We start from the raw sequence: 14,359 nt of genomic DNA, 5'->3' as shown, positions 1-14,359 counted from the left end.
TAATAACAAGAAAGCCGGTTGAGAAATCAACCGGCTTTCTTGTTTTATGAAACAGGGGATCAGGGTGTCATATCCTAATAAGCCCCGTTATAATTTAAAGGTAAGGTAAACCAGAAAGTGGAACCTTTGCCTTCTACGGAGTCCACCCCGATAGAACCACCCAGGTATTCAATGATCGTTTTACTGATAGTCAGTCCTAACCCCGTGCCTTGATGGAAGTCGTTGATCTTGATGAAACGTTCGAATACGCGCTCCCTGTTGCTTTCGGAAATACCGATCCCGGTGTCCTGCACACAGACTTTCACTTTATCTTTTTTTATTTCGTAAAAGATAGTGATGCTTCCCTTGTCCGTAAATTTGATCGCGTTGTTGATAAAGTTGGCAATCACCTGTGTGACCCGCTGGGGATCTGTCCTGAGAGTGACGGTCGGCTGGCTCCTGTCGAAAATCAGTTTTACTTCCGGCTTTACTTTCAGCGTGCCTCCCAAGTAAACCTCCATACATAGTTCCCTGATATTAACCTCCTCTATATTATATTTCAACATGCCCGATTCAATCTTTGAGAAGTCGAGGATGTCGCCGATAAGATTAAGAAGCAAATCATTGTTCTTATGGATGATATCGAGATAAACCTGTTTGTCTTCGGGATCGTCCGTCTCGGCCACCAGATCCGAGAAACCGACGATCGCATTCAGCGGCGTACGTATTTCATGGCTCATATTAGCCAGGAAAGCCGACTTCAGCTTGTCCGCTTCCTTCACCTTCAGCAGCTCCAGCTCTTTCTCGCGCTGGTCGGTGATGTTGGAAGTATAGCTTATTATCTTGCTGGGTTTTCCATCTTCAAAATATTTGTAGGCACGCACATTGGAGTTGAGCCAGTACACCTTATCGTCGAATATCCTGCGGTACACAGCCGTGTATTTGTCGATTTCCCCATTGATAAGCCGTTTGAATTTCTTTTCATAAACAATCGGATAGTCGTCCGGATGCAATGTCTCCATAAAGTCGTTTATGGAACCGAATCTGTCCTCTTTCAGGTAATTAAGGAAAGAAGTGTCCTGTATCTTATCGTTCAGGCTGAAGTCGGTAGTCAGCTTATCGATGGCTACATCGTATTCCCATATAACCGACTCGCCGGTATCGACTGCGGCCTTTAACTTGGCAAGGCTGTATTGTATCTCCTCTGTCTTATGGTAGTTTTCGGTGTCATCGAAGACGATAAAGATGAAACCCATGATAACGTTTTGGGGATCTTTCAGGACAACCCCTTTCACCCTCAGGTGTTTGACCTGTTCGGTTACCGTCGACGGGTAAAAATCCGTTTCCGTAACTTTACTGAAATTGTAATCCAGCAGGAAAGAGACATCTTCCCCTTTTTTCAGTTTCTCGTTTACCCAGTCAGGGATGTTCGGATTCTCGAAGGTGTTAAGTCCGAGCACCTGGTCGTGTGTCGTCCCGAATATCTCCAGGTCGGCATTGTTGATATCCAGCAGATAGCCGTTTTCGTCGTAAAGTTCTACTCCCCACGGCAATTTGTCGAAGATGATCTGGAACTTGGCTTCACTCTTCAGCACCTGTTTCATCGAGTGCTCCATCATCCCGTGAGCCATTTCGCGTTCGATGGCGATCGAGATGATATCTGTCAGTATCCGCAGGTTTTCTATATCCAGGGCAGTCCACGTCCTTTTCTGCCTTACACAGTCAAGGCCGATAAAACTATTTGTCGCCCCCTCGTGGAAAATAGGTATGGCCAGTAGGGAGACTATATTTTGTACCCGCAATATATTTTGCTCGGCAACAGCTTCTGCCGGCATATAGTCAATATCATTGATAATGATATCCGTACCTTCCCTGATTGTTTTTATCCACCAGGGAAAGTCTTCCTGAGGCATTTCCGTCAGAATATCTTCACGCATGGAGATAATACCTTGGCAGGTCACTTCATGCGTGAAGTTAAATGTCGGTTTATTCTCTTCAAAATTCCCGATATATACCCTGTCGACATCGAAGAACTTCAGGATAACCAAGAGGGACTGGTCTATAAGATGCTTCTGTCCCGGTCTCATCAGTAAAGCCAGAACATCCGAAAAAGTTTTCCGTAGTGCAATGGCATTCGTCAGCATACGGTTTTTATATGTCTTTTCTACATTGACGGAGGAGTCTTCGGCCTTCAACATTTCTATTTCACGGATCAGATCTTCTCTCGAATAATTAGCATATACGCTACCCATATCGGTATATGAAGTTTATTGTTTGTTGTATGGGAACAAAAGTACATATAAAATTTGATTTTCAAAGATGTTCTAAGCTTTCCTTAGAATAATGATTATCTTGTTTAAATTTTAGGTAATTCCCAGGGAGCCCGATAATAGGCCTTTGATAGCGCAGTCGCTTCATTATCACCGACAAACAGGCTGTTGGCGTCGTCCCAGCGCACTTCGCGTTGCAGGCGGCATGAAATATTTGCCAGGTGAGACATTTTGGCTACACGAGCGCCGATGGCTATATCCGCGTTGGGTAATTCGCGGCTCTTGATGCAACTCAGGAAATTGCCGACATGGTTGTACAACCCTTTGCCTTCGCCTTTTTTGAAAGGTACGGCTTCCATGCGCGCCTCTTTCCCGACCATGACGGGAAGGACTTCCCATCCTGCACGGGTAAGTACCAGCGTACCGTTTTCACCGAAGAAGGCCAGTCCTTCTTTCTTGTCGAACGGGCCGTGGTTGATACCGCAGGCATGATCCCAGATAATATTGAAATCCTTGTAAGCATAGGTAGCCATCAGGGTATCGGGTGTCTCCATAGCATCGTCGGGATAAGCGAACTTGCCACCACCGGAGAATACGCGGCTCGGCAGGTCGGCGTTCATTCCTTCCAATGCATAATCCAGCAGGTGCACGCCCCAGTCGGACATCAACCCGCCTGCATAATCCCAGAAGAAACGGAAATTATAATGGAAACGGTAGGTGTTGAACGGACGTTTCGGTGCCGGGCCCAGCCACATATCATAATCCACTCCGGCAGGAACCGGGCTGTCGGGTATGATGGGTAGGGTAGGTTTGCTGTCCTGGTAAGCCCAGACTTTTACTGTACGGATGCGGCCGATATTGCCGGCTTTCAGGTAGTTGGCGGCTTCGTCCCAGTGCGGGTCGCTGCGTTGCCATTGGCCTACCTGTACGATACGGTTGTATTTGCGGGCGGCTTTCTCCATCAGGTCACACTCTTCGATGGTGTTGGAAAGCGGTTTTTCCACATATACATCTTTCCCTGCCTGGCAGGCATATATGGTAGGAAGGCAGTGCCAGTGGTCGGGGGTACCGATGATCACGGCGTCGATATCTTTGTTGTCGATTACTTTGCGCCAGTCTTTGTACAGGTGTTTCACCTTCTTTCCGGTGCTTTTCTCCACATCGGCAGCCCGTTTGTTCAGCCACTCGTCGTCTATGTCGCAGAGGGCGACACATTCCACTTCCGGGTATTTCAGGAAATTACTCAGGTTGGAGAAACCCATCGAACGGCATCCGATCAGGGCTACTTTTACTTTGTTGCTAGGGGCAGTTTGTCCGTAGACCGTTTCATAAGCATGGCCGAATAACGGCGATAAACCAAGTCCGGCAGCAGATAATGCGGACTTTTGTAAAAAATTTCTTCTATTCATGGTATTTAAATTATGTGTTCGCGAACAGCTTTGCAATAATACGAAAAATAGTTCTATATTTGTGCCCTGAATTAAAAAAATTACCAATGATAACCACTCAAGATACTAACTGGTATGTTTTATATACGGCTCCGCGTGCAGAAAAGCAGGTAAAAGAGCGAATCGATATGTTGGGAGTAGAATGCTGGCTACCTTTGCACCGTACTCCACGTGTATGGTCAGACCGTGTGAAGATCGTTGAAATACCTTTGTTCAGTTCGTATGTGTTTGTCAGGTGTACGGATGCCGTTTTGCGCGACTTGCTAAAGGTGTATGGCGTTATCCGGATTGTCTTTTACAACCAGAAGCCGGCTATTGTCCGCCAGGTGGAGGTGGATGCCATCAAAGAGTTTTTGGAGCAGGCTGCCGAGCATGAGCTTTGTGCAGGTGAAGAGGTTGAAATCCTTACCGGTGCTATGCGGCATGTATCAGGAAAGATCAAGAAGATAAAGAAGAACCACCTCATGCTTTATCTGGAACAGTTGGGCGCAACGGTTTGTGTGAAGCTGACGGATGTGGCTAGGGTGAATAGGTTGAAGTAAGACATGAAAATAAGAGTTATTTAGTAATATAAAAGCCGCAAAAGATTTAATTTCTTTTGCGGCTTTTTGTTTATTGGTTATTTCACCTGTACCTTAAACCGTTCCTTTCCAATCAGAACAATGTAATTGCCTTGGGGGAGCCAAAGTATTTTGTTGCCGGATAGGTTGGTGAGCTTTTTCAGCAAAGTGCCGTTGAAGGTGTAGATGAAGACCGTTTCGGGCTGCGGAGTTTGGAGGTGGAGGTAGGAGTCTTTTGTCCAAACCTTTGGGCTGTTTGCATCTATCTTTTCGTTGGCTACGGGGTCGGGGTTCTTTATGATGCCGTCGATGCTGATGGCGATCGGCTGGCGTACATATTTGATGATGTATGCGCCGTCGCTTGAACGTGGGGTGATTGTTTCGCCCCGGTCGGTCGTGACGATGGGGGAGGATTGGCTGTATGCTTCATCCAGTGTGAGGTAGAAACGGAAGCTGCTCCAAGCTTCTACTTCGTATTCTCCGGCGACAGGGTCGGTTGTTGCACCTTCTATTTGCGGGAGGGTGACGATATGGTATACTGTCGGGGTCGGATCGGGATCGGGCTTTGGAGTAGGATCGGGATCAGGGTCGGGGGTAGGTTCCGGTTTTTTAGTGATGGTTACTGCGATATCTATATTGGATGAAACTGTCAGCACGTCACCTGATGTGAAAGGTGTACTGTTGACGAGTAACTCGTTTACCTGATAGCCTTCCGACGCTTCGGTCGTAATAATCAATTTTGTACCACCTAATACTTTATCTCCTGATGATATAGAAGTACCATCTTCCTGATTAACTGTCAGTGTTCCGTTATCGGGCTTATTGAATGTGATGGTGAAATATTGCAGGTTCAGTAAAGGAATGCTCGGTTGGTTGGCGATCATTTCGCTGTAGGAACTACCGTCGTCGTTGATCTTTTTTAGCTTAGGGAGTTGGGTATTGTCTGTGAAATCCCAGGCATCGGATGCAGCAAAAGGATAGGTTTGCACATTATCCCAGTCAGAACCATTTAGCTCTGTCTTGTTTATATCCCAGTTTCCAGGTATCTCTGTATGGGCATAATTGTTGGTAACAGTGCCACCTGTATAGTAATATCCAATAATGCGTCCGATTGCGGTGGTGTAATTTGTAATGCCGGAAATATTAAGTCCTAAACAGTTTTCAATACTGCCGGTTGCTGTGTTTATTCCTACAATACCACCTACATATCCTTTATTTTGTTCTGTTCTGATCGCTTCCAGTTGGCTGGTTGTGTAACAATTTTGAACTTTAGACTCATTCTGTCCGACGATCCCCCCGACGCGATTTCCTACACCTGTAGATGTAATATTTCCGGTTGCATAGCAATCTACAATTTCTCCCCAAATGGGATTTTTCCCATAATTATATCCTACAAGGCTTCCGATATAATTATTACTACTGCTTTCGGTTGTAAGATTAGCCGTTGAATAACTATTCTTTATTGTTTTATAGTTTATACCACTTACACCTCCTATATAACAAGTTCTTCCTTTAGCTGATATTCCATTTATCGTTGCCGAATATCTGGATTTACTTTTATTCGAACTTACCGATATATTGGTTTGACAATTTGTAATAACAGAGTAATTATACCCTGCAATACCACCACCATAAATTGCAAATCCATCTAAGATCATATTTCCGGAAGCTATGCAATTAGTAACAGGTTTGCTACTTGTATAGCCGACAATTCCTCCTGCATAAATAGGAGTTGCTGGAATGGTTGTAGATGCAGATATGTTTACAAAAGATTTACAATCTCTAATCTCACTTTCGCTGTATCCTACAATGCCTCCTGCATAAGATTTAAATAAATTCAGATCTACTCTGTCCGGTTGATCTGTTATTAATTGGGTGGTAATTGTTCCGGATGCGGTACAGCCTATAATAGGTAATGTTCTAGAACAATGTTCTCCCGCAATTCCTCCGGCTATTGCCCTATTCCAACCTGAAGGTTTTGTTTCATTTGCTGTATAAATCAGAGTGAGCTCACATGAAGAGTTGCATCCTTCAATAGAATAATCACCGTTTGTCCGTGCTGTATTTTGTCCAGCGATTCCACCTAAGCCATATAAATAATTATCTGCTGTTAAATCTATTTTACCTTTAGCCGTACAATCTTTTATGTAACCTCTGTTGATGGATGTAATCCCCCCTGCATCTGCTCCTTCTAAATCCATTGTAATAGTGGCATGACAGTTAGTGATACTTCCTATATTATTTTCATTTACATGATCTCCAACTATCCCGCCGATCCATCCGGAACCTTGATGGGCTTTGCGTCCATCTTCTGACTGATGAACTGTGATTGCTCCTTCAAAAGTACAATCTGTCACTATACTTTCCTGACCAAGACCGATTATACCTCCAATCGTTTCTCCTTCAGAATTTTCTCGCTTTATCAAACCTTCGACATGACAAGATTGGATAGTGGATGATTTACTGTTGGCTGCTATACATCCTATAAAAAGATTACGGAGATCTCTTATCTCCGGCTCTACTGTTTTCTTGATTGAACAACCGGTCAGTGTAACATTCTTTATAGTTGCATTTTTAATGTGACCAAACAGACCTGCTGCATAGACAGTGTTAATAGTCATATTGCTGATGGTGAAATTTCCTCCGTCGAAAGTTCCTTTGAATAGCTTTATGAATTCATCATTTAGGTTGTCTTTACCGATAGATATCCAGAGATGCCCAGCTAAATTTAGATCAGCCTTAAGAATGATCGTTACCCCTTCAAATCCTTTTTTGTTGGAATCTCCTGTATCTTCATCGTTATTAACCATTTTGGCTACCCAAGCCAATTCCTTTTCAGAAGATATGTTGATTTCTTTGGAATTGGTATTCCAGTCTTTTGGTGCTTCAGCCAGGTCTTCCCACGTTTCCGTTGTACTATCTTGTGCCAATACTCCTTTGGAAAGGGAGCAGAGGATAATCGTTATTAACAGGCGAATTGAGATAAGGTGTAAAGACTTTTTCATCATCATTTATTTTTAGTTTGAGGATTATTTAATTCATCGAGTAACTGTTTTCCCGGTTTCAACTTTACGGAGAAACGTTCGGGAATGACATGAGGGGCACCCGTTTTGGGGTTGCGCGCCGGGCGTTTGGATTGATGCCATCTTGAAATGACGGCAAAACCGTATAAGTGGATTTCGTCACCACAGCGTAACTGATCGGTGATGATTTCCATTAATGCTTGAAGCATCTTTTGAGAGGTTGACTTCGTTTGCCCTGTCTTTAGAGCTAAGTCGTTGATTAATTGTTGTTTGTTCATAAGCATGACTAGAAAAAACGTTCCTTTAAATTAGTCATTTTTTGAGGGGGTATGTGCGAAATTCTGTTTGTGTAAAAAAGTGAAGAAGGAAATCGTGAAAAGTGTTGATATATAAAGAAAAACATGAAAATCAAAGTTTATGCAAGATTGCTTTGGTTATTAAAAATTAACCCGTAACTTTGTGGACGATTTAAAGGAACGTTTAAATTAGTCATTTATTTTGAGGCTAAAAATCGTCTGTTTGCTTTGATTTTTAAACTTACCGGGTGTTAATAATTAAAATGCTTAAGTCTTTATTTGAAAATACTTACGGTTTCTCACAAAAAAAGGTAAGTTTTTTTCGTTGAAAAGTCCCCGTTTTTTACTAAAAGTATGCCACTTCTGCCAAGTCTGCCAGTAGGTACATTTTTATTGGTTACCCGCTTCCGGCTGCTTCTTTTTGATATACTTACCCGCTGATAATTTGAATATTAGCTCTTTGTCGAGCCAGATCTTCAAACGTCGTGCCGACGTGCGCGGAGCTATCCCGTGCGACGTAGCGCGGAGAGTCATATCGGCAGTGCGGAATTCGTCGGGCAGCTCGTTGAAGATCTGCTCGTAGATATTCGGGTTCGTAGCCGGAGGACATTCACCCTCTTTCTTCAAGCGCGTACTCAGGCTTAGGATATGTTCGTGGAAAACGAGTATGAACTCCATCGCATTGTTGAAGTCGATGTCTGAAATAAGCATATTCTCCTGTGTGCATTGTTGCTCTACTTTGCGTAGGGCGGTGAGTGTCATACAGATACGGAAGTGAGCATGTCCGAGGCGGTTCACGATACCCTGGCGTTCGTTGTCGCCATACAGCTGCGCTTTTTCCGTGAGACGGCGGAAACGGGCATTCATGCGGTCGCGCTGCTGCTTGGTGTAATGTACGAACGTAGCGTTCTGATCCAGGAAAAGGCCGGCACGGAGTATGCGTTGCCCGAGATCGGGGTAGTATTTTCCGGTGGACTGCTTATCGTCTTCGTCGGTCAGGTTTTTCCATTCCACCGGCTTGTCGAGGGTGTAGGCCAGGAAGCGGCTGAACAACCCGTCGTCGGCGGAAGGGATGAATTTGAAGAACTGTCCGAACGTGCCGGAGAGTAACAACCCCATCAGGGGCTTTTCGCAGTACTGGTATTTATTGGCCACCGAGTCGCGTCCGATCTCTTCCTGGTGGGCGATCTTGTTGAGCATATTGGTGTACTTACCGTAATCCTGGCTGTTGGCATCGGTCAGGACACCGATCTCCGACTCGTGCATCAGCCCCGGATAATGGAGGTTGCCGGCGAGCACCTCGGTCAGTTTGGCCTGGGTGATGCTGCCGGGGATGTTCAGGTTTATCTGGCGCACCACGGTGGGAGGATCGATGGTGAGGGGAGTACCTTTGCGCTTGGCTTGTGCCACGGCTATGAGGTAGTTTTGATCCTTTTTTTCGTACTCTTTCACCCGTTTGTTCGATTGGTTGTAGATATAATTTTGCCAGACGCTGATGGCGGGGCGCATGGTGTTGAGTATTCCTTTGCCGGAGCCCGCCTGTGCCACGACATAGAGATAGAGGGGAGGAGCCGTGTAACGTCCGTGATATTGCCCGTACACGTTGGGGGTTACTGTAGATAACATGGTCAGTGCGCCGACCAGTGCCATGTCGAATTCCTCGCCTGTGATGCCGGGACGTATCATGTCGCGCAGAAGGGCGGGGAGGAACTCGAAGACTACCTTGTCGAAGCGGGGTAGGTGGCTGGTAAAGTCTTCATTAATAATGTTATCCGTTTCTTCGGCCGGGAGCGTATCGTTTTTTGCGTATCTATTGGCAGAGTTGGCAGAAGTGGCATACTTTTCGGGGAAGACGAACGGTTTTTCGTGCCGGTTCGCTCCGTGTTCGGCCTGTGCACGGGTGTAGACGGAGGCGATAGTTTTTGTAATTTCCTTTGCATCGAAATCGGGCTCCGCATAGCGGCGCAGGCATTCGCTTTCCACGATCCGTTGGTCGAACCCGGCACGGTTCAGGCAAAATGCAAGGCTAACCAATAACCCGTGGCGTTGCCCTTTCACCCAACTGTTCCCCATATCCACCCGGTCGAGATACCTATCGAGCCGTTCCGCTTCCGTTGTCTGATTAGTAGTTGGACAACAATCACTTTTCCTCTCCAAAGTAAACCCTTCTGCGCCGGGATTGAAATAACATTCCGCATCCCAGCAAACCAGGCTTGTCCGCACCAGATCCGTACATCCCCGGTCTACCTCTTCTCCCAGCGTTGTCTCCACCATATCCTGTAGTGCGCGGCAGACAGCGGCATGTTGTTCCGCCCCGTTCGTCACCCGGAAAATCAGGTGCACGCCGCATCCCCGTGTACTGACATACGCCAGTGCGAGCCAGGGGAACGCCTTGCACCGTTCCAGATAGTCGGTAGCCGGCGCCTTCATCCCGTCCACGTCCACCAGCACATAGCCGGTGTAGGGGCCGGCCTGTTCCGTTTTCCGTTCTTCCGGGAAAAGGGCGGCGACCACGAAGGCGGGGAGCTGCATCTTCATCCGGCGGGCTTCCTTATGCCGTCCTTCGGCCGTGAGCCGTCTGATCTCTTTGGTGATGAACCTGAGCTTATCGCTTTGGATCAGCCCGTAAATCTGTGTAAGTGTCATTCTCTTTTCTTCCCTGATACTGTAAACGTTGCTGTACCATGAGAAATGTTGTTCTTTATTTTCCATACTGTTGTAAATTGTAGGTTACACCTTGTTTGTTGTCAGGGTTCTCCCAGGTGGCCGACGATGCACATGGCCTGCCGGGGGGTGAGTAGTTTTTGTCCCGGTTTCCAGTCCAGGGCGATCAGTTTCTCTTTCAGGTTCCCCGAGAGCCTGATCCATCTTGTAAGCCGTTCGCTCGCCACCTTGGGGGTCGATTCGGGGAAATAACAGAGGGCCAGTTCGTAAAAAGCCCATACACGGGAGTAATTCGTCTTTTCTTCCATGATCGTTTTTGTATTGATTTAGTACTCGTAAGGTAAGGAAAAAGAATGAGATAAACAAATATTTATGCCTTGAAAATCAGGTTTTATAGATCTTTTTACCCGTGAATGCCGGACGCTGCCGGACTTCACCGGATTATGTCCGCTGCGGGGGCTTGGCGTGTCGTATATTTGTAATGTAATCAAGAACGAGGCCTCTTCTTTAACCGGATTACGTTATACGAAACACTAACCCTTAAATTTAAAATTATGTCAGTAAGGTACAAACTGGTCAAGCGTAAAGACCTGTCGAAAGATGCTCCCGAGGGGGCACAGAAGATTTATGCATCAGTCAATAACAACGGGACGTTGGCCTACAAGCAGATGTGCCAGGCTATCGCCGCTTATTCCACGGCTTCGCCGGGGGATGTGCACCTGGTGATAGATGGTTTGCTGTTTGTCCTGAAAGATTCCCTGCTTCGCGGCGAGATCGTGCAGATGGGGGATTTCGGACGTTTCCAGGTGAATGTCGGTAGTTCGGGGGCGGCTACGGCGGAAGAGTTCAAGGCCTCTATGATCCGCAAACCGCGCATCGTGTTTCGTCCGAGCGTGGAGTTGAAGGATATTCTGAACAAGGTGAGCTTCGAGCGCATCGCCACTGAAGCCGGCCCTTCTGCCGACGGCGGTGGTGGCGGAGGTGAAGACGACCGCCCTGTAATCGAGTAGTAAACTTTTAATACTGAATGCTATGACGGCACAACAAATTTCTTTTGTAAAAGACTCCCTGCAGGCGGCTGTGTCTGCGGGGGCTGCTTTCAACATGAACCCGATGGCTATCCTTTCGCAGGCGGCTTTCGAGAGTGGCTGGGGTACCAGCGACCTGTCGAGAAAGTATAACAACTTCTTCGGCCTGACTGCCTATGGTGCCGGTAATGCGTATTGGCACGGCGGAAAAACGACCGTGAAGGCGACCGGTTATTCGATGGATTTCCGCCGGTACGACACGCGCGAAAACTCTTTCCTCGACTTCGCCCGCCTGATCCGCGACGGGTATCGTTCCGCCTGGTCGGTCAGCAACGACATGCCGGCTTACGCCAAAGAGATCGCTTACAGCCCTTACATCAGCGAACTCAATGGCGACGACCGCGAAACCTACCGCCGCAGCCTGGTCAGCATCGAACGGACGATCCGGGCGATTGTGGCAATGATTTAGGAACTCTAAACTTTTATATCCCATGACAAAACTCAAAAAAATCCTTCAGTTCATTCTTGCTTTGCTTAACTTTTTGTTTCACTTTAAACCTGTACCCGATGATGAAACACCCGACATTGCCGAGTCTTATCCGCGTCCTGTGCCACCTGCTTCGGCGAGGGCTGATCCTTTGTTTGAAACTATCCCTTAGGATACGTATCAGATAGCGATGTATTCCCGCTGCTTGCGGCTGTCCCCCTACGGACGGCTGCGGGCAGCGGGTTTTGTCGTTTAGGGCGGGAGGGAAGGGGGATGATTTGGAAATCGTGGTACTTTATGCTACCTTTGGCGGGTTATTTTTCAATATAAATATATTATGAACGCATTCCTTTCTGATTTATTTACCCGGAAAAAGCCTTTGTGGCCAGGCATGACTGATGTCCATTCTCATGTGCTGCCGGGGGTAGATGATGGGTTTTCGTTGGAGGAGGAAAGCCTGGGGATGCTCTCGTTCCTGGGTACATGCGGGGTGAAACGTCTCTTTCTGACACCCCATATCATGGCGGATCTTGCAAAGAACCGCAGGGAGTTCCTTCAGGAAAGGTTCGATCTCTTCCGCAGTAAATGCACGGACATACCTGTCGAGCTCCGCTTGGCTGCCGAATATATGCTGGACGAATGCTTTTACGACCGCATGAAGGAGGGGTTGCTTTCCTATGACGGACAGCATGTATTGGTGGAAGTCTCTTTCCTGCAAGCGCCCGGCGATCTGTTTGAAAAACTCTATGATATGCAGCTGAACGGGTTTATCCCTGTCATGGCTCACCCGGAGCGTTTCGGTTTCTGGAATGTGGACGAGTTGATGAAGCTGAAGGAACATGGCTGCAAGTTCCAGTTGAACATATTTTCCCTGGCCGGTTTCTATGGGCCGTTGCCTAATAAGACCGCCGCTACCTTACTGAAAAGGGGCTGTTACGACTTTGTCGGAACCGATATCCATTCACTCAATTACCGTAGCTTCTACAGCTCCCTCAAACTGAAAAAAGACCAGTTTGAGGCGGTAGAAAGGCTGATGCGGGGGAATGAAACGCTGTGGGGCTGATTACAGGGTACTGTAAATGTACTCCATGTCCACATGCTGGCGTACCAGATCTGCCAGTTTCTCGTATTGTTCTTCCTTAAAGGCTGCATAGTCGAACGGGGCGGCATCGGCCTCTTTGTTAAAGCCTTCCGCCAGATTATCCAACACGACCGGGTTATCCAGGATACCGTGCATATAGCTGCCCCAGCAACGGTTGTCGAGGTAATATCCATCCATCCGTCCGTCTTCCAGGCGGGCTACGGGGCTTTCCGGAGCATTGCCGAGCAGGGTGGTGCGTCCCATGTGTATTTCATATCCGCGGCAGGTGGAGCCGTTGCCCGGCAGGAAGGTGAAAGTACTTTGTTTTGTAATCTTCTCCTGCTCGATCACGGTGCATTGCGGAAGCAAGCCCAGACCCGGAACTGCCGGCAGGTTCCCTTCGATGCCTTCGGGATCTTCCAGGCGGGCGCCCATCATCTGGTAACCGCCGCAGATACCGATCACCTTTTTCCCTTTCTTATACGCCCGGACGATCGCATCGGCAATGCCGTTGGCACGGATGCTTTGCAGGTCTGACAGGGTGTTTTTCGAACCGGGCAAGAGGATGATGTCCGCTTTTTCCACCTCGTCTGTATTGCTTGTGTAGTACGGGTTGAAACGCGGATCCATATCCAGCACGTCGAAGTCGGTGAAGTTGGACATGCGTTTCAGCAGGACGATGGCCACGTTGATCTTGCCGTCTTGCCAGGTGTTCGTTTTCATATCCAGGGCAACCGAGTCTTCTTCTTCTATCTTGATGTCGCGGAACCAGGGGATAACGCCGACTACGGGTATGCCTGTCAGCTCTTTCAGGATGGTACGTCCTTCTTCAAACAGTGAAGCGTCTCCACGGAATTTATTGATGATGATCCCTTTCATCTGTGCCCGTTCCTCGGGTTTGAGCAAAGCGATAGTGCCGTAGACGGAACCGAATACGCCGCCCCGGTCGATGTCTGCCACCAGGAAGGTGGATGCATCCGCCTGTATGGCCATGCGCATGTTGGTGATGTCGCGGTCGCGGAGGTTGAGTTCGGAGATACTTCCGGCTCCTTCCAGCACGATCGGGTTGTAACGCGATTCGAGCCGGCGGAAGGAAGCGATCGCCTCTTTGAACAGTTCTTCTTTCTGGTTCTGAATACCGAAATAGTCTTTTGCCGACATGTTGCCGACAGGCTTCCCGTTCAGCACTACCTGCGAGCTTTTATCGTTGGTCGGTTTCAGTAAAACGGGATTCATATCCGTATGCGGTGCAATACCGCAAGCTTCGGCCTGTACCACCTGGGCACGCCCCATCTCGCCCCCTTCGGGCGTGGAGTAGGAGTTGAGCGACATATTCTGCGCCTTGAAAGGGGCAGGCCGGTATCCGTCTTGCTTGAAGATACGGCAAAAAGCAGCGTTGATCACACTTTTTCCTGCATCGGAACAAGTGCCAACGAACATAATCGGTTTCAGGTGTTGTTTCATCATGGCTGCAAAACTAATGAAAAAGCAGGAGTTTTATTACATTATTTCTTATATTTGCA

Annotated in this window: 12 protein-coding genes; 5 read left to right on the top strand and 7 right to left on the bottom strand. The window is 47.5% G+C overall.

Features of this window, described 5'->3' with window-relative positions:
- Positions 1-74: 74 nt before the first annotated feature.
- Both HMPREF1536_RS23245 and HMPREF1536_RS23240 read right to left on the bottom strand, forming a co-directional pair.
- Positions 75-2,231 carry a sensor histidine kinase gene (locus tag HMPREF1536_RS23245; protein WP_028727358.1) on the bottom strand — a complete coding sequence of 719 codons (2,157 nt, stop codon included), beginning with the start codon at positions 2,229-2,231 and terminating at the stop codon, positions 75-77.
- 104 nt (positions 2,232-2,335) lie between these two features.
- Positions 2,336-3,658 (bottom strand): Gfo/Idh/MocA family protein, encoded by a 1,323-nt coding sequence (locus HMPREF1536_RS23240; protein WP_028727359.1) that lies wholly within the window; start codon positions 3,656-3,658, stop codon positions 2,336-2,338.
- A gap of 86 nt (positions 3,659-3,744) precedes the next feature.
- On the opposite strand from HMPREF1536_RS23240, the gene HMPREF1536_RS23235 reads away from it, so the two are divergent.
- The gene (locus HMPREF1536_RS23235; RefSeq protein ID WP_028727360.1) at positions 3,745-4,239 is read left to right on the top strand and encodes a UpxY family transcription antiterminator; all 495 of its coding nucleotides are present in this window, start codon (positions 3,745-3,747) and stop codon (positions 4,237-4,239) included.
- Between the two features lie 77 nt (positions 4,240-4,316).
- On the opposite strand, the gene HMPREF1536_RS23230 is transcribed toward HMPREF1536_RS23235, so the two are convergent.
- From HMPREF1536_RS23230 to HMPREF1536_RS23215, 4 genes are all read right to left on the bottom strand, one after another.
- Positions 4,317-7,268, bottom strand: coding sequence for a GLUG motif-containing protein (locus tag HMPREF1536_RS23230; RefSeq protein WP_028727361.1), 2,952 nt, complete (start codon positions 7,266-7,268; stop codon positions 4,317-4,319).
- Positions 7,265-7,558, bottom strand: coding sequence for an HU family DNA-binding protein (locus tag HMPREF1536_RS23225; RefSeq protein WP_028727362.1), 294 nt, complete (start codon positions 7,556-7,558; stop codon positions 7,265-7,267). The genes HMPREF1536_RS23230 and HMPREF1536_RS23225 overlap by 4 nt, the downstream gene beginning before the upstream one ends.
- A gap of 408 nt (positions 7,559-7,966) precedes the next feature.
- Positions 7,967-10,288, bottom strand: coding sequence for a DUF3987 domain-containing protein (locus tag HMPREF1536_RS23220; RefSeq protein ID WP_028727363.1), 2,322 nt, complete (start codon positions 10,286-10,288; stop codon positions 7,967-7,969).
- 35 nt (positions 10,289-10,323) lie between these two features.
- Positions 10,324-10,548, bottom strand: a complete 225-nt coding sequence (locus HMPREF1536_RS23215; RefSeq protein WP_028727364.1) for a DUF4248 domain-containing protein — start codon at positions 10,546-10,548, stop codon at positions 10,324-10,326.
- 246 nt (positions 10,549-10,794) lie between these two features.
- On the opposite strand from HMPREF1536_RS23215, the gene HMPREF1536_RS23210 reads away from it, so the two are divergent.
- From HMPREF1536_RS23210 to HMPREF1536_RS23200, 4 genes are all read left to right on the top strand, one after another.
- Positions 10,795-11,250 (top strand): HU family DNA-binding protein, encoded by a 456-nt coding sequence (locus HMPREF1536_RS23210; protein WP_028727365.1) that lies wholly within the window; start codon positions 10,795-10,797, stop codon positions 11,248-11,250.
- 22 nt (positions 11,251-11,272) lie between these two features.
- A complete protein-coding gene (locus HMPREF1536_RS23205; RefSeq protein ID WP_028727366.1) occupies positions 11,273-11,737 on the top strand; it encodes a glucosaminidase domain-containing protein in 465 nt (154 codons plus the stop codon).
- A gap of 22 nt (positions 11,738-11,759) precedes the next feature.
- Entirely contained in the window at positions 11,760-11,927 is a 168-nt protein-coding gene (locus HMPREF1536_RS27985; RefSeq protein ID WP_167331498.1) for a hypothetical protein, read from the top strand.
- Positions 11,928-12,092: 165 nt separating this feature from the next.
- On the top strand, positions 12,093-12,818 hold the full coding sequence (locus HMPREF1536_RS23200; RefSeq protein WP_044191924.1) for a tyrosine-protein phosphatase: 726 nt from the start codon (positions 12,093-12,095) through the stop codon (positions 12,816-12,818).
- Here the strand turns inward: HMPREF1536_RS23200 and HMPREF1536_RS23195 are convergent, their stop codons facing one another.
- The gene (locus tag HMPREF1536_RS23195; protein ID WP_028727368.1) at positions 12,819-14,300 is read right to left on the bottom strand and encodes a cobyric acid synthase; all 1,482 of its coding nucleotides are present in this window, start codon (positions 14,298-14,300) and stop codon (positions 12,819-12,821) included.
- Positions 14,301-14,359 lie beyond the last annotated feature (59 nt).

Origin of the sequence: Parabacteroides gordonii MS-1 = DSM 23371, assembly GCF_000969825.1 — a bacterium.
Lineage (GTDB): Bacteria > Bacteroidota > Bacteroidia > Bacteroidales > Tannerellaceae > Parabacteroides > Parabacteroides gordonii.
Note: the sequence above shows the minus strand (reverse complement) of the source record. Positions and strands in the feature narration are given on the sequence as shown.

Bases quoted from the DNA above. Each gene is read 5' to 3' on its own strand.
- HMPREF1536_RS23245 (WP_028727358.1), bottom strand. From the start codon at position 2,231: ATGGGTAGCGTATATGCTAATTATTCGAGAGAAGATCTGATCCGTGAA.
- HMPREF1536_RS23240 (WP_028727359.1), bottom strand. From the start codon at position 3,658: ATGAATAGAAGAAATTTTTTACAAAAGTCCGCATTATCTGCTGCCGGA.
- HMPREF1536_RS23235 (WP_028727360.1), top strand. From the start codon at position 3,745: ATGATAACCACTCAAGATACTAACTGGTATGTTTTATATACGGCTCCG.
- HMPREF1536_RS23230 (WP_028727361.1), bottom strand. From the start codon at position 7,268: ATGATGATGAAAAAGTCTTTACACCTTATCTCAATTCGCCTGTTAATA.
- HMPREF1536_RS23225 (WP_028727362.1), bottom strand. From the start codon at position 7,558: ATGAACAAACAACAATTAATCAACGACTTAGCTCTAAAGACAGGGCAA.
- HMPREF1536_RS23220 (WP_028727363.1), bottom strand. From the start codon at position 10,288: ATGGAAAATAAAGAACAACATTTCTCATGGTACAGCAACGTTTACAGT.
- HMPREF1536_RS23215 (WP_028727364.1), bottom strand. From the start codon at position 10,548: ATGGAAGAAAAGACGAATTACTCCCGTGTATGGGCTTTTTACGAACTG.
- HMPREF1536_RS23210 (WP_028727365.1), top strand. From the start codon at position 10,795: ATGTCAGTAAGGTACAAACTGGTCAAGCGTAAAGACCTGTCGAAAGAT.
- HMPREF1536_RS23205 (WP_028727366.1), top strand. From the start codon at position 11,273: ATGACGGCACAACAAATTTCTTTTGTAAAAGACTCCCTGCAGGCGGCT.
- HMPREF1536_RS27985 (WP_167331498.1), top strand. From the start codon at position 11,760: ATGACAAAACTCAAAAAAATCCTTCAGTTCATTCTTGCTTTGCTTAAC.
- HMPREF1536_RS23200 (WP_044191924.1), top strand. From the start codon at position 12,093: ATGAACGCATTCCTTTCTGATTTATTTACCCGGAAAAAGCCTTTGTGG.
- HMPREF1536_RS23195 (WP_028727368.1), bottom strand. From the start codon at position 14,300: ATGAAACAACACCTGAAACCGATTATGTTCGTTGGCACTTGTTCCGAT.